Source organism: Pseudomonas sp. 2995-1 (assembly GCF_002742505.1).
In the GTDB taxonomy this organism is placed as follows: Bacteria; Pseudomonadota; Gammaproteobacteria; order Pseudomonadales; family Pseudomonadaceae; genus Aquipseudomonas; species Aquipseudomonas sivasensis.
In genome coordinates, this window is sequence record NZ_LJSA01000249.1 from 26,213 (window position 1) to 45,537 (window position 19,325).

The 19,325-nt window shown below is 57.0% G+C and carries 17 protein-coding genes; 10 read left to right on the forward strand and 7 right to left on the reverse strand.

Annotated elements, in window-relative coordinates:
• Position 1: 1 nt before the first annotated feature.
• Together AOA61_RS02910 and AOA61_RS02915 are read right to left on the reverse strand one after the other, a co-directional pair.
• Complete coding sequence (locus AOA61_RS02910) at positions 2-2,527, reverse strand: sulfite reductase flavoprotein subunit alpha (RefSeq protein ID WP_099601111.1); 2,526 nt, start codon at positions 2,525-2,527, stop codon at positions 2-4.
• A gap of 135 nt (positions 2,528-2,662) precedes the next feature.
• Positions 2,663-4,966 (reverse strand): TonB-dependent siderophore receptor, encoded by a 2,304-nt coding sequence (locus tag AOA61_RS02915; RefSeq protein ID WP_099601112.1) that lies wholly within the window; start codon positions 4,964-4,966, stop codon positions 2,663-2,665.
• A 205-nt stretch (positions 4,967-5,171) separates the two neighbouring features.
• Here AOA61_RS02915 and AOA61_RS02920 point away from each other — a divergent pair, with 205 nt between their 5' ends.
• From AOA61_RS02920 to AOA61_RS02935, 4 genes are all read left to right on the forward strand, one after another.
• Positions 5,172-5,852: a Fe2+-dependent dioxygenase gene (locus AOA61_RS02920; RefSeq protein WP_032886214.1), complete on the forward strand. Its 681-nt coding sequence runs from the start codon at positions 5,172-5,174 to the stop codon at positions 5,850-5,852.
• 2 nt (positions 5,853-5,854) lie between these two features.
• Positions 5,855-6,604, forward strand: coding sequence for a tetratricopeptide repeat protein (locus AOA61_RS02925; RefSeq protein ID WP_099601113.1), 750 nt, complete (start codon positions 5,855-5,857; stop codon positions 6,602-6,604).
• A gap of 197 nt (positions 6,605-6,801) precedes the next feature.
• Positions 6,802-6,984: a type II toxin-antitoxin system HicA family toxin gene (locus AOA61_RS02930; protein ID WP_095183815.1), complete on the forward strand. Its 183-nt coding sequence runs from the start codon at positions 6,802-6,804 to the stop codon at positions 6,982-6,984.
• Positions 6,985-7,039: 55 nt separating this feature from the next.
• A complete protein-coding gene (locus tag AOA61_RS02935; RefSeq protein WP_095183816.1) occupies positions 7,040-7,441 on the forward strand; it encodes a type II toxin-antitoxin system HicB family antitoxin in 402 nt (133 codons plus the stop codon).
• 73 nt (positions 7,442-7,514) lie between these two features.
• Here AOA61_RS02935 and AOA61_RS02940 read toward each other — a convergent pair whose 3' ends face one another.
• From AOA61_RS02940 to AOA61_RS02960, 5 genes are all read right to left on the reverse strand, one after another.
• Positions 7,515-8,678: a type III PLP-dependent enzyme gene (locus AOA61_RS02940; protein ID WP_099601115.1), complete on the reverse strand. Its 1,164-nt coding sequence runs from the start codon at positions 8,676-8,678 to the stop codon at positions 7,515-7,517.
• Positions 8,679-9,149: 471 nt separating this feature from the next.
• Positions 9,150-10,307: a betaine/proline/choline family ABC transporter ATP-binding protein gene (locus AOA61_RS02945; RefSeq protein ID WP_017138294.1), complete on the reverse strand. Its 1,158-nt coding sequence runs from the start codon at positions 10,305-10,307 to the stop codon at positions 9,150-9,152.
• Positions 10,304-10,957 carry an ABC transporter permease gene (locus tag AOA61_RS02950; protein ID WP_027604864.1) on the reverse strand — a complete coding sequence of 218 codons (654 nt, stop codon included), beginning with the start codon at positions 10,955-10,957 and terminating at the stop codon, positions 10,304-10,306. The genes AOA61_RS02945 and AOA61_RS02950 overlap by 4 nt, the downstream gene beginning before the upstream one ends.
• A gap of 12 nt (positions 10,958-10,969) precedes the next feature.
• Complete coding sequence (locus tag AOA61_RS02955) at positions 10,970-11,863, reverse strand: glycine betaine ABC transporter substrate-binding protein (RefSeq protein WP_032886219.1); 894 nt, start codon at positions 11,861-11,863, stop codon at positions 10,970-10,972.
• 20 nt (positions 11,864-11,883) lie between these two features.
• On the reverse strand, positions 11,884-12,600 hold the full coding sequence (locus AOA61_RS02960) for an ABC transporter permease (protein WP_099601116.1): 717 nt from the start codon (positions 12,598-12,600) through the stop codon (positions 11,884-11,886).
• Positions 12,601-12,931: 331 nt separating this feature from the next.
• On the opposite strand from AOA61_RS02960, the gene AOA61_RS02965 reads away from it, so the two are divergent.
• The 6 genes from AOA61_RS02965 (at position 12,932) to AOA61_RS02990 (ending at position 19,304) form a co-directional block, all read left to right on the forward strand.
• Positions 12,932-14,515 carry a peptide chain release factor 3 gene (locus AOA61_RS02965; RefSeq protein ID WP_032886221.1) on the forward strand — a complete coding sequence of 528 codons (1,584 nt, stop codon included), beginning with the start codon at positions 12,932-12,934 and terminating at the stop codon, positions 14,513-14,515.
• Between the two features lie 249 nt (positions 14,516-14,764).
• Positions 14,765-16,138, forward strand: coding sequence for a DUF6002 family protein (locus AOA61_RS02970; protein ID WP_099601118.1), 1,374 nt, complete (start codon positions 14,765-14,767; stop codon positions 16,136-16,138).
• A 27-nt stretch (positions 16,139-16,165) separates the two neighbouring features.
• Positions 16,166-17,200, forward strand: coding sequence for a hypothetical protein (locus AOA61_RS02975; RefSeq protein WP_241150089.1), 1,035 nt, complete (start codon positions 16,166-16,168; stop codon positions 17,198-17,200).
• Entirely contained in the window at positions 17,193-18,392 is a 1,200-nt protein-coding gene (locus AOA61_RS02980) for an MFS transporter (RefSeq protein WP_099601120.1), read from the forward strand. The genes AOA61_RS02975 and AOA61_RS02980 overlap by 8 nt, the downstream gene beginning before the upstream one ends.
• 309 nt (positions 18,393-18,701) lie before the next feature.
• Positions 18,702-18,947 (forward strand): hypothetical protein, encoded by a 246-nt coding sequence (locus AOA61_RS02985; protein ID WP_099601121.1) that lies wholly within the window; start codon positions 18,702-18,704, stop codon positions 18,945-18,947.
• A gap of 96 nt (positions 18,948-19,043) precedes the next feature.
• Positions 19,044-19,304, forward strand: coding sequence for a hypothetical protein (locus tag AOA61_RS02990; RefSeq protein ID WP_095183821.1), 261 nt, complete (start codon positions 19,044-19,046; stop codon positions 19,302-19,304).
• Positions 19,305-19,325: the final 21 nt, after the last annotated feature.

Here is a 19,325-nt window from a genome sequence, read left to right on the forward strand (position 1 = left end):
ATCAGTAGACATCCCGGCGGTAGCGGCCTTGTTCGATCAAGCGCTCCACCGCTTCACTTCCCAGTATGTCGACCAGCGCCTGATCCACCCCGGCCGCCATCCCCTGCAAACTTCCGCACACGTAAATCGCTGCGCCATCGGCCAGCCATTTGCGCAGCACATCGGCCGATTCGCGCAGGCGGTCCTGCACGTAAATCTTCTCTTCCTGATCGCGGGAGAATGCCAGGTCCAGCAACGCCAAATCACCGCTGGCCAGCCAGCCTTGCAGTTCGTCCTGGCACAGGTAGTCGTGGGCGATATTACGTTCGCCGAACAGCAGCCAGTTGCGCTGCTGGCCATCGGCAATCCGCGCCTTGAGCAAGCTGCGCAAGCCCGCCAGGCCGGTGCCATTGCCCAGCAGGATCAGCGGCACTGGGACGTCCGGCAGGTGGAAGCCACTGTTACGCCGCAGGCGCAGGCTGATGCCCGTGCCGAGGGCTGCGTGTTCGGTGAGCCAGCCGGAACCCAGGCCCAGGCTGCCGTCGGGGTGGCGTTCCTGGCGCACGATCAACTCGAGCACGCCGTCGCTGGCAATCGAGGCGATGGAGTATTCGCGCATGCCCAAGGGCGCCAATGCGTTCACCAGCGCCTGGGCATGCATGCCCACCAGATGCGCACGGTTTCCCGGCAGTTGGCGCGTGGCCAGGGCTTGAGCGAGTGGAGTGGCCAAACCGTCGATCAACACGCCATCGGTGCCGGTCAGGCCAAGCCCACTCAGGAAGTGCTCAATGGCCCATGGGCAGTTGCGGGGCAGCACTTCTACCAAATCGCCGGCTTGCCAGCTTTGTGGCGAAGGCGGGGTGAGGCCGAGCAGGTAAACGTCCGAGCCCGTGCTGTTGCGGTTGAGCAGGCTGCGTTGGGTGAGTGTCCAGTGTTCGTACTGGGCCGTCGGCCATGCAGCGGCCGGTGCCTGACCGGTTAACTGTCCGAGCTCTTGTTGCCAATGCAGCAGCGCGGCCGTGTCGCCGCTGTCCACTTCCACCGGGGCGAACAGCGGGTTGCCGCCCTGGTTGGTCAGCCAGAAATGCAGGCGCCGGGCAAAGCCGCAGAAGTGTTCGTACTGACGATCACCCAGGGCCAGCACCGAGTAATTCAGGCCCTTGAGGGACAGGTCCTGGCCGAGCACTGAGCGTTCAAAACCACGGGCGTTGTCCGGGGCTTCGCCGTCGCCGAAGGTGCTGACCACGAACAGCGCATTTTCTGATTGGCGCAGGTCGTCCTGGCTCACACTGCCCAAGGACTGCACCTTCACTGGCAGACCAGCCGCCTGCAATTGTCCGGCAGTCTGCCAGGCCAGTTGCTCGGAAAACCCGCTCTGGCTGGCAAAGCCGATCAGCCAGGCCGGAGCGTCGCTGTGGTTGGCGCTTAGGCCGTTGCGGGCGTCGCGCACCTGGCGTTTTTTGCGGCGACGGTCCAGGTACAGCAACCAGCCAGTGATGAAGAACAGCGGCATCAGCAATGAGCTGACGGTAAGGATGATTCGCCCGGCCAGGCCGAAGTAACTGCCGGTGTGCAGCGCATAGATGCTGGTCAGCAACTGCGCCTTGAAGCTTTTGCTGGCGTACTGGTCATGGGATTTGACCTCGCCGGTGGCCGGGTCCAGGTTGATCTGGTTGAGGGCACGGTCATGGGGCGAGTCTTTCAGCAGGTAGTAGACGGTCGCCGGTTGCCCTGCAACGGCGGGCATGCGGATGTTATAGGCATTCAAACCCGGGCCGGCCTGGCTGTAGATGCTGCTCCACATCGCGTCATAGTTGGCGACCGGTGCTGGGCCTTCCGGCGGCGGGCCGCGCTTGCGCATCCGCTCGGTTTGCGGCGCATCGGACAGCAGTTTGTTCAGGCCCTGGCTGTACCAGTCGTAGGACCAGGACAACCCGGTGAGCGCCGCGAGCAAGTAAGCCAGCAGGCACCAGGTGCCGAATACCGAGTGCAGGTCCCAGTTGAAACTGCGGCCTTTTTTTCGCCAGTCCAAGGTCAGCCACACGCGCCAGTTTGCCACCTGGCGCGGCCAGCGCAGGTACAGGCCGGACAGGCAGAAAAACACCAGGATCAGCGTGCAGGCGCCCGTGATATTTCGCCCGGTTTCACCCATGGCGAGAAAGCGGTGCAGTTGCAGGATAAAACCGAAGAAGTCCTGGCCGACCGCATCGCCCATGTAGTCGCCGGTGTAGGGATCGAAGTAGCGCAGTTGGCCACGTCGCTCACCCGGCGGTGGGGTAAAGAACACGCGCGCGGCGTTGCCACTTTCGCTTTCCACGAACAGCATGGACACGGTCTTGCCTTCGGTGGCTTCCAGTTTGCGCACCAGTTCGGCAGGCGGAAGCACGCCGGCTTCGCGTTTTTCTACGCTCAGTACGTGGGGGTTGAGAGCCCGCAGTAGTTCATCCTGGAACGAGACCGCAGCCCCGGTGATCCCCATCAAGGCCAGCACCAGCCCGGCAGTAATGCCGAAAAACCAGTGCAACTGGAACAGGGTTTTCTTCAACACGTCTGACCGCCTCGTCTGTCTGGGTATGTAGGGCACGGCGTGCATTATGCCGTGGCCTGTCGAGAAACATTCTGTTTAACACGCAAAAGCCCCACGCATCCGATGCGTGGGGCTTTTTGCTATGTGGAGCGGTGGTTAGAAGTGGAAGCTGGTGGACACCAGCGCCGTGCGCCCAGCCGCCTGGTTGGCGAAGTGCGAGGCGTAGGCCTTGTCGTAATAAGTCTTGTCCGTGAGGTTTTGCACGTTCAACTGCAGGTCGACGTTTTTGGTCAGCTTGTAGCTGGCCATGGCGTCGTAGCGAGTGTAGGACGGCACGTACACGGTGTTGGCCGCATCGCCATAAACCTGGTCGACGTAGAACGCGCCACCGCCGACGGTCAGCTTCGGCGTTACGTCGTACGTGGTCCACAGGCTGAAGGCGTTCTTCGGGGTGTTGGGCATTTGGTTGCCTTTGTTGGAACCGGCCTGGACCACGCCCTGGCGGTTACCGTTTTTGCCTGGGTCAACCAGTTCGGCTTTCAGGTAGCTGTAGCCGGCGAACACTTGCCATTGATCGGTGATCTTGCCGCTGGCCGACAGTTCCAGGCCATCGACTCGCGACTCGCCCGCGGTTTCGTAGGTGTTGGAATCCACCAGGATGCGGGTGTTTTTCTTCTCGGTGCGGAACACCGCTGCAGCCAGGGACAGGCGGTTGTGGAAAAGGTCCCACTTGGTGCCCAGCTCGTAGTTGACGGTTTCTTCGGGTTTCAGGTCGCTGGTGTTGATACCGGTGGGGATCGCGTTGTTGTCGACGCCTTCACCCACCAGGCCGCCGGCCGGCGATGCCGAAGTGGCGTAGGAGGTGTAGATGCTGCCGTTGTCCAACGGCTTCCAGACCAGGCCGGCCTGCCAGTTGAAGAACTGGCTGTCGTCCTTGACCTTGCTGCGTGCCTTGACCGTCGAGGAGGGGACGGCATTGGTGTTGGCTTCGGTGTCGAAGGTGTCGTAGCGCAGGCCGACGTTCAGCAACCATTTCGGGTCCAGCTCAATGGTGTCGAATATGTAGGCGGCGCGGCTGGTGGCCTTGGTGTTGGTGCCGTTGTAGTTGCGCGCGATGCTGCCGGTCCAGGCGTCATCCGGGTTCGGGTTGCTCAGCGAGGTGCACTGACCGCCCAGGCTGCCGGCGGCCACGGTACAGGTCGGGTTGGTGTTCGGGCTGACGGTGTAACCGCTGACGCGGGTTTCTTCGCCGGTGAATTCCAAACCGGTGGAGTAACTGTGCTTGAAGCCCAGGGCCTGGAAGTTGCCGAACAGGTCGGTCTGGTTGGTGGTGGTCGTGGTGGTCGACACGCGGGTGTTGGCGCGGCGCCAAACGGTACCGAAACGGTTGACGTTGCGCTGGCTGTCGTCGGGCTGGGTAAGGACGTAGTCCTGGCCGGTGCTGCCATGGCGCAGGGTGTTTTTCAGCGTCATGTCGTCGTTCAGGTCGTGCTCAATGGAGATTGTGCTGATGTCGGCGCGGGTCTTTCGGAAGTCACGATCCTTGAGGCCGTAGAAGTTATTGCTGTCGCCGCCGTCGGTGGGCTTGTCATGGCCGTGGGTGGTGGCGGTCGACGAGCTATAGCCGTAGGGAATGCCCGAATCCGGCAGGTCGTTGCTTTCCATGTGGTAGTAGCTGAGGTTGACGCGGGTCGGGGTGCCCAGGCCAAAGGTCAGCGACGGGGCCACGCCCCAACGGTCGTAATTCACGGCGTCACGGCCGGCCACGTTCTGCTCATGGGTCATCAGGTTCAGGCGGAACGCGGCGCTGTCGTCGAGGAACTGGCGGTTTACATCGAGCACGTAGCGACGGGTCTGGTCGGAACCGTAGGTGAAACCGCCGTTGGTGAAGTCCCGGGCTTGCGGGGTTTTGCTCACCAGATTGAGGCTGCCACCGGCCGAGCCACGACCGCCGAAAGAGGAGTTCGGGCCTTTGCTGACTTCAATGGACTCGATGTCGAAAATCTCACGGCTCTGGCCGCCGGTGTCGCGAACACCGTCCAGGTAGGTGTCACCCTGGGCATCGAAGCCGCGGATGAATGGCCGGTCACCTTGAGGGTTGCCGCCTTCGCCGGCGCCGAAGGTAATGCCCGGTACGGTGCGTAAGGCATCCTGCAACGAGGTAGCGGCGGTGTCCTTGAGTACTTGTTGCGGCACGACGGTGACGGAACGTGGCGTGTCCACCAGAGGCGCAGTGTATTTCTGCGAAGAGGCTTTCTCGACCTGGTAGGAGGTAGCGTCCTGTTCTTCCCCGGTAATGCTGGTGGCGCCCAGGGAGATGCTGTTGCGCTGGCCTTTTTGTTCTGTGTCTTCGGCCGCTTGCGCCATATGGGCGACAGAACTGGCACCGAGGGCGACGCCGATGGCCGAGGCCAGCAAACGCGGTGAACTGGCAGTTGTTTTTAGCGTAGTGCGCGACATGACGTGTCCTTTCCCCAAGGATGTGAGGCCGCGGAATATAGGGTGAACAAGTATTCATATCAATTGCGATACATTGCTAATTGCGCTGAATTTACATTCTTTACACTTTTTGCTTACGGTTTTTACGGACTCGTCCGTCATTGCGTTTTACAGGGCGGATAAGAATCAATACCATTGGCGCCTCTCTGCCTACAGGTATTGCCCCATGCTGTTGCACATTCCCGGCCTGTTCTCTCGCGAGGAAGTGCAGCGCATCCGCCAAGCCCTGGAAAGTGCCGATTGGGCCGACGGAAAAATTACCGCTGGGCATCAGTCCGCCAAAGCCAAACACAATCTGCAATTGCCCGAAGGCCACCCGCTGGCCAAGGAAATCGGCGCGGCGATGCTCGAACGTTTGTGGCAAAACCCTCTGTTCATGTCAGCGGCGTTACCACACAAGGTGTTCCCTCCGTTGCTGAACTGCTACACCGCCGGTGGCAGTTTCGACTTCCATATCGACAACGCCGTGCGTCAGCCTAAAGGCAGTCACGAGCGGGTGCGCACCGACCTTTCATCCACGCTGTTTTTCAGCGACCCGGATGAATACGACGGCGGCGAACTGGAGATCCAGGACACTTTCGGTCTGCAACGGGTCAAGTTGCCCGCCGGCGACATGGTGCTGTACCCCGGCTCCAGCCTTCACAAAGTCAACGCCGTAACCCGTGGCGCGCGCTATGCCTCGTTCTTCTGGACCCAAAGCCTGGTACGCGAAGACAGCCAGCGCACGTTGCTGTTCGAGATGGACGGCGCGATCCAGCAACTGACCCGCGACGTGCCCGATCATCCCGCGCTGATTCAGCTCACCGGCACCTATCACAACCTGCTGCGTCGCTGGGTAGAGGTCTGAGCATGGGCTTTCTATTGCGCCGCGAAGAGGTGCTCAACGTCGAACAACTGCAAGGCATGCTCGACGACTCACCGATACGCGCCGCCCAGGCGATTCTGATCGCAGCGAAGGAAGGTGTGGTGGATGCCCAGGCCTTGCTCGGGCAAATCCTGCTGGAGGGACGCGGCATTGCACGCGATGAAGCGCTGGCATTGCGCTGGTTCCGCATCGCGGCTCAGAGCGGGCATTTGATGGCTCGTAATATGGCCGGGCGTTGCCTTGAGCATGGCTGGGGCTGTGCCGTCGATGAAGCGGCGGCGGTGCGGGAGTACCGCTTGGCGGCGCAGGCCGGATTGGATTGGGGGCAGTACAACTACGCCAACTTACTGGCGACCGGCCGTGGTGTTGCTGAAGATCAGCAGCAAGCACTGATGTGTTATCGCCAGGCGGCGGAGCAGGGGCACGCCAAGTCGATGAACCTGCTAGGGCGCTACCTGGAAGAAGGCCAGTTTTGCCCGAAGGACCTGGATGCAGCCGTTGAGTGGTACCGCCGCTCAGCCGAAGGCGGGGATTTTCGCGGGCAGTTCAGTTATGCGGCGGTGTTGGCCGACAGAGGCCAGATCGAGGCGGCGCTGGAGTGGCTGCGCAAGGCGTTGGCGGGCGGTAATCTGAAGTTCCTGCGCACGGCGCACAAGGCGCTGGCAGCGGCGAATGATCCGCGTATTCGTGCGATGGCGCAGGCCTATCAACAGCGGGCTGCGATGCTTTCATAGTGCACAAAAGCTTTTAACAGTCCGTGGCATAGAAACTGACATTACTTCGCTGGTGAAAAGGATTTACACATCGTCATCATTGCCTCACACGAGCCTGCTTATACGTTAAGCGGGCTTTTTCATTGGTGTGTCTCGTGTGTATAAAAAAGCGCATTGCCTAATGGTGGTGTGTAATATACACACTGAAGGGTGAGGCGATGAGAAGTCGAGAGGTGATTGAGCTGCTGGTTGCGGATGGTTGGTTTGAGGTGGCAGTAAAGGGCAGTCATCACCAGTTCAAACACCCGGTGAAGCGAGGGCGAGTGACCGTTCCTCATCCCAAGTCGGAAATTGCAAAGGGCACTTTGCACAGTATTTTCAAGTCAGCAGGTCTCAAGTGATGGCCCCGATTGATGAGTTGAATGAGTTCTGTGAGGCTCGTTCAAAGGAGGAACAATGAAGTTTCCCGTGGTAGTACATAAAGATGCTGACTCGGACTACAGCGTGACAGTCCCCGACGTACCAGGGTGTTTTTCGGCTGGTGGGTCGTTTTCCGAAGCGCTGGATAATGTCCGTGAGGCACTCGCACTGCATCTGGAAGGGCTGGTTGCAGACCAGGAAACACTTCCCCATGCGCAGGAGGTTGATGCCCATTGGGATAACCCGGATTTTGCCGGTGGCGTATGGGCGATAGTCGACTTTGATCTCACCCCTTATCTGGGGAGATCGGTGCGGTTCAATGCTTCTTTGCCGGAACAGTTGTTGCAGCGCATTGATGAGCGAGTGCAAAAGGATCACCGCTATGCGTCGCGGTCAGGGTTTCTGGCGACGGCGGCGTTGCGTGAGTTATCTGCGTGACGCAACGGGTGATGACAAATCACAGGCATAAAAAAACCCATGACACGTCATGGGTTTTTTATTGGCCGGCTACTTACACGTAGAACGACTTCAGCGGCGGAAAGCCATTGAACTCAACTGCGCTGTAGCTGGTGGTGTAGGCACCGGTCGACAACCAGTACAAACGATCACCGATGGCCAGGTTCAGCGGCAGGCCGTACTTGTAGTTTTCGTACATGATGTCGGCGCTGTCACAGGTTGGGCCGGCGATGACCACTTCTTCCATCTCGCCTTTCTTCTCGGTCCAGATCGGGAACTTGATGGCTTCGTCCATGGTTTCGATCAGGCCGGAGAACTTGCCCACATCCGTGTACACCCAACGCTCGACGGCGGTACGGGACTTACGTGCAACCAACACCACTTCGCTGACCAGGATACCGGCGTTGGCGATCAACGAACGGCCTGGCTCCAGGATGATTTCCGGCAGGTCGTCGCCGAAGTCTTCCTTGAGGAAGCGGATGATTTCTTCAGCGTAGGTTTCCAGGCTGTTGGTGCGGGTGATGTAGTTGGCCGGGAAGCCACCGCCCATGTTGATCAGCTTGAGGTGGATGTTGTCTTCTTCCTTCAGGCGCTCGAAGATCACTTTGACCTTGGCGATTGCCGCGTCCCACACGCTGATGTCGCGCTGCTGGGAGCCTACGTGGAACGAGATACCGTACGGCACCAGGCCCAGGTCACGGGCGAGGATCAGCAGGTCCATGGCCATGTCGGTCTGGCAGCCGAACTTGCGCGACAGAGGCCAGTCAGCGGTGGTCGAGCCTTCGGTGAGGATGCGCACATACACTTTCGAACCCGGCGCGGCCTTGGCGATATTGCGCAGGTCGGCTTCGGAGTCGGTGGAGAACAGGCGCACGCCCTTCTCGTAGAAGTAGCGGATGTCCTTGGATTTCTTGATGGTGTTGCCGTAGCTGATACGGTCGGCGCTGACGCCACGGTCCATGACCTTGTCCAGCTCATAGATCGAGGCGATGTCGAAGCTCGAACCCTTGTCTTTCAACAGGTCGATGATCTCGACGGCAGGGTTGGCCTTGACCGCGTAATACACCTTGGCGAATTCGAAGCCGGCGCGCAGGTCATCGTAGGCCTGGCTGATCATCGCGGTGTCGATTACCACGAACGGGGTTTCTTGCTTGTCGGCGAACGCCTTCATTTTGTCAAAAGTGGCGTGCGCGAAATAATCTTCGACGTTGATCGACATGCTGGGAACTCCTAAGGGCAAACTAAAATTAGCAATGGGTGCAAATGAACGTCCTCCGTATCCCCACTTTGGTTCGCCTACTTCCCAAGGCATGTCGCCGAAAGCAAAAAGGCCATGGGATCAACTGCGTCCCTTGGCCTTGCTGTCTCGTCGTCAGTACTTGAGCCGGATGGATCGTTTCCAGCATGGACGTTCGGCGCGAACTTTAGGGCGTGAGGGGCTTGAGATCAACTAAAAATGTCGCGTTTTTGCACGCGTTCGTCGCGCGATGGCGTGCAGCTACTTATGTAACCGACACGTATGACGGAATGATGTTCCCCGCTGAGTGGTAATCGAGGCGATTTCCCTGACTCACCGAAGGGGAAATGTGGGAGGGGGCTTGCTCCCGATAGCGGTGGATCAGTGACAGATGAAGTGACTGACACACCGCCATCGGGAGCAAGCCCCCTCCCACATTTTTACCGCGTTGTGTCAGGCCAGGGCTGTCTCAGCCGGCGAAACGATACTGGTCTTGCCCCCACGGGACTTACCGGAGCTCAGGTACTCGGCAATCGACTCCTGGGTCACTTCACCCAGGAACACCCGCTCGGCATCCATCACCGGCAGCCACGAACGGTTGAACTCGTACATACGCGACAACAGGATGCGCAAGTGCTCGTCATACGCCGCCGTGGCGTTGAATTCGCGCAAGTACTGGCCACAAGTGCCGGTCTGACGGTGCAGGTCGCGACGTCGTACATAACCCAGCGCTTTGTTCTCGGCGCAGGTGACGACCACATAGCGGCGGTCGGTTTCGTCCATCAGCTCCAGGGCATCGGCCACCGGGGTTTCCGGGCTCACCGACGGGGCGTTGTCCGCCGCGTCTTCGGCCTTCACCAGCAGCAGGCGCTTGAGGGTGCTGTCCTGGCCCACGAAGTTGCTGACGAACTCATCGGCCGGGTGCGCCAGCAGCGTATCCGGATGGTCGATCTGCAGCAGCTTGCCGGCCCGGAAGATCGCGATCTTGTCACCCAGCTTGATGGCTTCGTCGATGTCGTGGCTGACCATGATCACGGTCTTGTTCAGCGCGCGTTGCATCTCAAAGAACTCGTTCTGGATCATCTCGCGGTTGATCGGGTCGACCGCGCCGAATGGCTCATCCATCAGCAGCAACGGCGCATCGGCCGCCAGTGCGCGAATCACGCCGATCCGCTGTTGCTGGCCGCCCGACAGTTCACGCGGGTAGCGGTGCAGATACTGCTTAGGCTCCAGCTTGATCATGCTCATCAACTCGCGGGCGCGGTCGTGGCATTTTTGCTTGTCCCAGCCGAGCAGCTTGGGCACGACCACGATGTTTTCCTCGATGGTCATGTTCGGGAACAGGCCGATCTGCTGGATCACATAGCCGATGTTGCGACGCAGGGTCACTTCGTCGAGGTCGGTGGTGTCTTCACCGTTAATCAGGATCTTGCCCGAGGTCGGCTTGATCAGGCGGTTGATCATTTTCAGCGTGGTGCTCTTGCCGCAGCCCGAAGGGCCGAGGAATACGCAAATCTCGCCTTCGTTGACGGTCAGGCTTACGTCGTTCACGGCCGAAACAGTTTTGCCGTTGCTTTGAAAAGTCTTGGTCAGGTTTTGAAGTTCGATCATTTGAGCAGTCCTTTTGGAGTCAGCGAGCGTTGCAGCCATTGCAAAAGCAGGTCGGCGAAGATGGCCAGGAGACTGACCAGCACGGCGCCAACGATCAGCATCGACATGTCGCTGCGGCTGATGGAAGCCAGAATAAGTACACCCAGGCCACCGGCGCCGATGGTGGCGGCGATGGTCATGACGCCAATGTTCATCACCACGGCGGTGCGCACACCGGCGAGGATCACCGGCACGGCGATGGGCAGTTCGACCATGCGCAGGCGCTGGCCGAAGGTCATGCCGATGCCTTTGGCGGCCTCGCGAATGCCCGGTTCGACGCCGGTCAGCGCCAAGTAGGTGTTACGCATGATCGGCAACAGGGAGTAGAGGAACACGGCGGTGATCGCCGGCATCGGCCCCAGGCCCTGGCCAAACTTGGAGTAGAACGGCAGCAGCAGGCCGAACAGCGCGATGGACGGTACGGTCAGCAGCACCGTGGCGCTGGCTTGCAGCGGGCCAGCCAAGGTCGGGAAGCGCGTCATCAGCACGCCCAGGGGCACACCCACGACAATTGCCAGAATTACCGCGATGCCGACCAGGGTGATGTGCTGCCAGGTCAGGTGCAGGACTTGGGCCCAATCAAGATGGGAAAAGGCGTTCAGGAATTCCATGTCTTCTCCTTCTTAGTTGATGGGATGTTGGCGCAGGAAATCGGCGGCAACAGCGGATGGGCTTTCATGGTCGACGTCGACCCGCGCATTTAGCTGGCGCATGGTTTCGTCGTCGAACAGAGTGGCCAGCGGCTTGAGCTCGGCAGCCAGTTGCGGGTGCTTGTCGAGGTATTCCTGACGCACCACCGGCGCGGCGGTGTAGTCCGGGAAGTAGTGCATGTCATCCGCCAGCAGCTTGAGCTTGAAGGCGTTCAGGCGACCGTCGGTGGTGTAGACCAAACCGGCAAACACCTGGCCATTACGCAAGGCGGTGTAGACCAGGCCGGCGTCCATCTGCCGCGTGTTCTTGCGGGTCAGGTTCATGTCATACAGCTTGACCATGCCGGCCAAGCCATCGGAGCGGTTGGCGAACTCGGTGTCCAGGGCCACCAGGCGGTGTTCCTTGGTGTCTTGCGCCATGGCTTTGGTGAGGTCGCTGATGCTGTTGATCTCAGGATGCTCTTCAGCCACTTTCTCTGGCAATGCCAGGGCGTAGGTGTTGCTGAAGCGCGATGGCGAGAGCCAGACCAGGCCTTTTTTCGCGTCGAGTTCTTTGACCCGAGCGTAGGACTGTTCGCTGTTGAGCTTCTCGTCGATGTGGTTGTAGGCCACCAGCGACACGCCGGTGTATTCCCAGATCAGATCCAGTTGCCCGCTTTCCTGGGCACTGCGCGCCAGGTTGCTGCCCAGGCCGCCGGTCACGCGGGTGTCGTAACCCTTGGTGCGCAGGTACTGGGAAGTGATTTCGGCCAGCAGGGTCTGTTCGGTGAACACCCGTGCGCCGATGCGGATCACCGGTTTTTCAGCGGCTTGCGCAATACCTGCCAACAGCAGGGCGCAGCTCAATATCAAGGTCAGTTTTTTCATGTGAATTCCTTTGCAAAGCCTTAAGACGGACGCAACCCGCGTTCCAGCCAGAGGCGGCTGGCCATGGTCACCAGACCGTCAAGCAGCAAGGCCAGCAACGCGGTGCACGCGGCGCCGAGCAGCAATTGCGGCTGATTGTTCAGGGCGATGCCGGGGAAGATCAGACTGCCGAGGCTGTTTGCACCAATCAGGAACGCGAGCGGCGCAGTACCCACATTGATCGCCAGGGCCACGCGCACGCCGCCGATGATGATCGGCACGGCGTTGGGCAATTCCACACGAAACAGCACCTGGTGAGGCGTCATGCCGATGCCGGTGGCCGCTTCTTTCAGTGAGCCTTGAACGTTTTTCAGGCCTTCGTAGGTGTTGCGCACGATGGGTAGGAGGGACGCGAGAAACAACGCGAAGATGGCCGGACCACTGCCGATGCCGAGGACGCCGAGGGCGATGGCCAGTACGGCCAGGGGAGGGACGGTGTTACCGATGTTGAAGATCTGCATGAAGCGTTCTGCGCGCCCGACCATGTTCGGTCGGCTGAGCAGGATACCGGCGGGGATGCCCACAATCAGGGCCGCCAGCATGGACACTAGAACAAGGATCAAATGAGCTTGCAGGTAAAACAACAAATCGTCGCGGTACAGTTCGATCGTGTTGATGCCGATCCAGTGGACCAGCAGGGCCAGGAGAGCGACGACAACCACTCCTCCTATCAGCCCTTTGCCATAGCGAATAGCCACAGGCGGACTCCTTTTTTCTTTTGTCGGCGAACACATTTCCGAGCGGCAATGCCATTCCTGGCTGTCGGCGAATGTGGTCGCGAAAAGCAGCTCGTCCATACCGGCAACGCGGTATCAATCCGAGCCATGAGCGCAGCCTCGTCAGGCTAACTTGCTGATTTATCAGCCCCTGTTCCGAGTGCGGTAGCAGGGGAGTGGACGTCTCTACCTTTTAAAAGGTTCCATACTTGGCAGCATTTAGCCACCCCCAATCGGGTGAACGGTGGTCCGGCCCCCGGGGTTTGCGCTATACTCGCCGCCCTTTTTTGACTCACCTGCCAGGCGATTTCCCATGACCCACCAGGCCGCCGAAGTCGCGAAACGCCGCACTTTCGCTATTATTTCCCACCCCGATGCCGGTAAAACCACCATCACCGAGAAGCTCCTGCTGATGGGCAAGGCGATCGCTGTGGCCGGCACGGTGAAATCCCGCAAATCCGACCGCCATGCGACATCCGACTGGATGGAGATGGAGAAACAACGGGGTATTTCCATTACCACGTCGGTCATGCAATTCCCGTATCGCGACCACATGGTCAACCTGCTCGACACCCCGGGCCACGAAGACTTCTCCGAAGACACTTACCGCACCCTGACTGCGGTGGACTCGGCCTTGATGGTCCTCGACGGCGGTAAGGGCGTTGAGCCACGGACCATCGCGTTGATGGACGTATGCCGCCTGCGCGATACACCTATCGTCAGCTTCATCAACAAACTCGACCGCGATATCCGCGACCCGATCGAGCTGTTGGATGAAATCGAAGCAGTCCTGAAGATCAAGGCCGCGCCGATCACCTGGCCGATTGGTTGCTACCGCGACTTCAAGGGCGTGTACCACTTGGCGGATGACTACATCATTGTCTACACCGCCGGCCACGGTCACGAACGCACCGAAACCAAGATCATCGAGAAGCTCGACTCCGACGAAGCCCGCGCCCATCTGGGTGACGAGTACGACCGTTTTGTCGACCAGTTGGAACTGGTGCAGGGCGCCTGCCATGAGTTCAATCAGCAGGAATTCCTCGACGGCCAACTGACTCCGGTGTTCTTCGGTACTGCGTTGGGTAACTTCGGTGTCGACCATGTACTCGACGCCGTCGTGGACTGGGCGCCGAAGCCTTTGGCCCGTGTCGCCAACGAGCGCACGGTTGAGCCGGTCGAAGAAAAATTCACCGGTTTCGTGTTCAAGATCCAGGCGAACATGGACCCGAAACACCGCGACCGTATCGCCTTCATGCGCATCTGCTCCGGCAAATACGAAAAAGGCATGAAGATGCGCCACGTGCGCACCGGCAAGGACGTACGCATCGGCGACGCCCTGACGTTCTTCTCCTCCGAGCGTGAACAACTCGAAGAGGCTTACGCCGGCGACATCATCGGCCTGCACAACCACGGCACCATCCAGATTGGCGACACCTTCACCGAAGGCGAAGCGCTGGGCTTCACCGGTATCCCGCACTTCGCCCCGGAACTGTTCCGCCGCGTACGCCTGCGTGACCCGCTGAAATCCAAGCAACTGCGCCAAGGCCTGCAGCAACTGGCGGAAGAGGGCGCCACCCAGGTGTTCTTCCCCGAGCGCAGCAACGACATCATCCTCGGGGCCGTCGGTGTGCTGCAGTTCGATGTGGTCGCCAGCCGCTTGAAAGAGGAATACAAGGTCGAATGCTCCTACGAGCCAATCACCGTGTACTCCGCGCGCTGGATCGATTGCAGCGATAAGAAGAAGTTGGAAGAGTTCTCCAACAAGGCGGTGGAAAACCTGGCGGTCGACGGCGGTGGTCACCTGACCTACCTGGCGCCGACACGGGTCAACCTGGCGCTGATGGAAGAGCGTTGGCCGGATGTGAAATTCCGGGCTACTCGCGAGCACCATTAAGGTCTGAGCGGTAAGAAGAAGGGCGAAGCTGTGATGGCTTCGCCCTTTTTTGTGGGACCTCCCGATGAGTGCCATAGTGGTTTTCTAAATATTTATCTGTGGTTTTTTTCTTATAAAGCAGTAGTCCAAATCCTTCATATAAGTAGCTCTATTCTATTTCTTTGTTCGTCTTGATTTTCATGATGACAAGGGTTTTTCCTACGTCTAGCTTCCATGTCGCGCTACCCATATTTTATGGAGTAACTACAGATGGATAATGCTAACCCGGCAGCGGCGTTAAGAAGCGTGGAAGGAAGAGTCAATGAAAGGGTCGCTATTCTAGAACGCTACTACGATTTACTTTCACAAAGTTCTGCCGGTTTTGAATCGCCTAGCTCTAATGGCGGGTTCGAACCTTCAATGGAACTGCCGTTATTAAATGAGCCTATGCGCCAATTTCTTTCAGTAGCGACAGCGCAGTTTTTTGAGCTTGGAGCGTATAGGGACGTACCACTACGCTTACTTGATCTGAGAGGAAATCCAAATACACAAACAACGAAAACACTTGCATCGACCCTGATAGTTGCTCGCGCTATCTGTCATATCCAGAAAACAGGGGAGAGGATTTTACTGTTTTCACCTTCCTCGGGAAATAAGGCAATAGCATTGCGCGACGCTGTACTGCGTGCCCTGCAGGAAAAATTGGTTGATGAAACACAACTGAGGATTATTACACTGACCCCAGCCCAAACTGTCGAAAAACTTAGATCTACAGAACTATATGACAACCCGAGGCTTCGTGCTCTAAATCCAATTTTCGTGCTAGATACGGACTCGCCAGAACGAGTGAAGGTGATCGGTCAGGATTTTAAGGAGGCGTTTTCTAAGGCAGGGATCAGCGACCTAAAGTTATGGCATTCGCTACGCCTTGAAAACTACCGCTTTTCTGACCAAACCCGAGCTTTTTTTGACTTCGAATACGGAGACGCCTGGGATGTGGGCAGAAAAACAGTACATGTGCATGCAGTCTCAAGCGCATATGGACTCTTAGGCTATTTGTCAGGGGTAAAATTTTTAAGGGAGAACAAACACGCTGTAGCATCGCCATCATTTCTATTGGTCCAGCATTTGGCTACAAGTGACATGGTACTCCACATGCTGGATGGTGATTTTTCCGGAACGTCTACGCCTCGCTATTCACGTTTGGTCGGCGGACTATGGGGGCAATCAGCATCCCCACATTTCCCTACTACGACTTGGAGTCCAAGTGAGGTCCTTGAACCAACTTTTTATACACATCAGCCTACTACTGCTGATGAGATGACTGCAGCAATAAGAGAAGGCGGCGGTTCAGGTATTGTTGTATCTCTTCATGAATGCTTGCAGCGTTATAGCGAGTGCGTGCAATTATTAGCGAATACCCCGGTGAAGCTACCCTCAGACCTTCGGGATCTCAAGGAGTGGTCATTAGTCATGGCGCTCTGCGGGTGTTTGAATGCAATTGATCGTGGATTATTAACGCCGAGTAACGGATGTACCATACATGCTTCTGGCTCCTACTCATGTCAGGATTATAAACGCATCCCTGCAAATGGTTTGACTTATATAAACACTGCTGAAGAAATGCTGGCTTTTTTTCGCTAGCGTTAAGCATAAAGTTGGGTTGTGAGTATGTCGGTAGATAAGTTATGCCATTTTCGCGTTGTCAAGGGGTACTCTGTATTAGGTGAAGAGGCTGAAATTACATATGTGGGTGTCAGAGAGGGGTTGGTCTATATTGCGCCGTTTATAGAAGAGCGTTTTTTCGAACGCTCATCTGTAGTCCGTCAAGGCGCTTTTGAATGGAGAGAGCTTGAATGCTTTCTGCAAATAGTCAAAAGCGAGATGTTATGTCTAATGGCCCCTAAGACGATCATTAGCCACTTTGCGCTGGACAGTGATGTTGTGGGTGTAAGTCGTATCCATCAGGCGGTTGATGTGTCTGGACCCTGGGATGACATAAAGAGCCAGCTGTCTAAGAGAGAGGGTAAGCGGCGAGAGCAATGTGTCGCTCAGGGATTTCATTACAATGTTTCGTTTGAAGATCATGATTTTTTTGAGTTTTATCACTCGATGCATTTGCCAACGATGAAGAGTCGCTATGGAGATCTGGCGCGTAGCGTCGAGGAAAAAGAAGCATACGCTCGCTTGTTCAAACAAGGCGTGTTGTTTCGGATATACGATGCCAAGGAGTGGGTCGCGGGAAGCGTTTCGCAAATTGATAAGTCTGGTCGGATACTAAATGCTCGGCTAATCGGAGTTAAAAATGGGAGCGGTACTTATCGGGTTAACGGCTCTCAAAACTTTGTTTATCACTCAATTATAGAGTGGGCGGCGAATAGTTCAGCTATTGACTATGTTGATTTTCAGGGGTGCGAGCCATTTCTGACTAAGGGGACGTTTCAATATAAAAAACGGTTTGGTACGAGAGCTGTTATTCCGGAAAATAATTTCGGTGATTGGCGTTTGCTTATTCGGATTGCAGCACTTAGCCCCTCAGTCAGGTATTTTTTAATAAATAACCCTCTGTTAATAGAGGCTGGGTGTAAGTCGTTAAAGGCGCTATATTTTTACGATGCAAATAATGTTGCGCGCTTAGATATTCCGTTCGAGTCAAGCGGAATAGATGGGGCGGTGTTTCGGGATTTGGATTCGCTATATGGTTAGGTTTAATTTCTTTGCCTCTCGACTTAATCATTATTTCAGTCAAGTGGCTTGGGTGCTTGCATCACTGATTTTTATTAATCGAGTGAGCGCCATGGTCAAGCTGTTTATGGCGCTGTATCTCCGTCAAATTCTGGGTTTGCCTATTGAATGGGTCGGCTGGTTGTTGTCGGGTTATGGTGTCGGCCTTTTAGTAGGTTCGTTGGGTGGGGGCTTATTAAGTGATCATGTCCCTTGCGCAAAACTTACTCTAATACTTTTATTCGGATGTGGCATCGTACTGGTTCTCTTGGGGCTTAGTACGAATATGTATGTGCTTGCTGGGCTTCTGGTATTAGGCGGTGTATTTGATGGGGCCGTTCGAACACTGCACCAACGTTTAATCATGGAATATTGTGATGTGATGGAAAGGCCTCGGGCCCAGGCATTGAATCGCGTCGCAGCGAATTTAGGAATGGCGGTTGCAGGGGTGATGGGCGGTGCATTGGCACAAATCGACTTTCGATGGTTGTTTTTTGTCAGTGCTGCGGTGATGTTTTCTGGGCTTCTGTGGTTTGCCTATTCGATTTTACATAGAGCTGTAGAAGTGTCGTGTGTTCCAGACGACTTCAATAAGACTTCCCAAAAGCCCTACAGAGACCGATCTTTTCTCTGGCTATTGGCGGCCAGCGTTTTACTTGGACTTGCCTTTGAACCGATCTACAGCATGCTTGGGAATTACTTGATCGACTACTATCACCTCGGTGCGGACTTTATAGGATGGCAATTTGCATTGAATGCTGGGTTGATTGTGGTACTGCAAATTCCAATTTCTCACTGGACTGAGCGCTGGGGGGCTCGTCGCCAGATTTTAACCGGCAGTCTGCTGCTTGCTGTTGGGCTAGGTATGTTGCCTTTTGGCTCTGATCCATTTTATGTTTTTATATCAACTGCACTTTGGACGCTTGGCGAAATTCTATTTTTGCCGACCCTCAGCGTACTTGTTATGCAGTTTGCGCAATCTGGTAAAAGCGGGCATTACTTCGGGCTTTTTTCTGTTTGCTGGAGTGCCAGTGCCGTTTTTGGTCCGGCATTGGGCGGACAAATTTACGGTTTGTTCGGTGGGCATAGCATTTGGGTGGTAACAGCTACATTGGCAATGTGTTCAATGCCCTTTATCTATCAAGCTACTCGTTTCGAACCCGAACCCTTATAGATTCCTGGCATTTATGGAGGCGCGTTGGCCGGATGTGAAATTCCGGGCTACTCGCGAGCACCATTAAGGTCTGAGCGGTAAGAAGAAGGGCGAAGCTGTGATGGCTTCGCCCTTTTTCTTGGGCGTTGCAAAACAAAATGTGGGAGGGGGCTTGCCCCCGATAGCATTGTGTCAGCCAGGACATTCGGGGCTGACACTACGCTATCGGGGGCAAGCCCCCTCCCACATTTTTGCTTTCAACAGGCATGGGATTGGCGAGAAGCCTGCATCGGGTCTAGCGTTTACCCACCGACTGTAAAGGAGACCACCGTGCGAAATGTTCAACGCGCCATCCCCCTGGTGTTGCTGGCCGCTCTGGGGCTGACGGCCCTTCCGGCACTGGCGGGCGCAGGAGCGCCGCAGTGGAAGGACACCGGTCCTGTCACCAAGAAGAAGCAAAACGAGGTCAACTCCGGCAGTTGGCAGCCGCAAGTTCAGCCTGCGCCAAAGGAGGATGCGGAAAACCCTTACAACGAAGGCGAAGACAGCGAAACCTACGACGACGGCGACACCTGAGCCCTGGCGCAAACACCGTATCGGGGCTAGCGTCAACGCTGGCGGGGCTGAACAGCTGCCGCGCGGGATTCACCTACTGACTGGACGGAATCAACCATGAGTATTTTTCAACGCGTAGTGTTGTTGATAAAGGTGCTGGTGCTGTTGTCGTTGGGGATGTCGACGGCCTGGGCGCATAACCCGGCGCAGGGCGGTGTTGCGCTGTCGGCGGTGCACAGTGCACAGGATCTGCAACTGGCCAAGTCCGAGGCTGAACCGGGTGATCAAGACCAAGGCGGCAGCAAGGATGATGATGACTCCACCACCGACGATCCGGACAGCGATGACCCGGACGATGAAGGCGACAGCCAGACATAAAAAACCCCTCCTGCCAGGCTG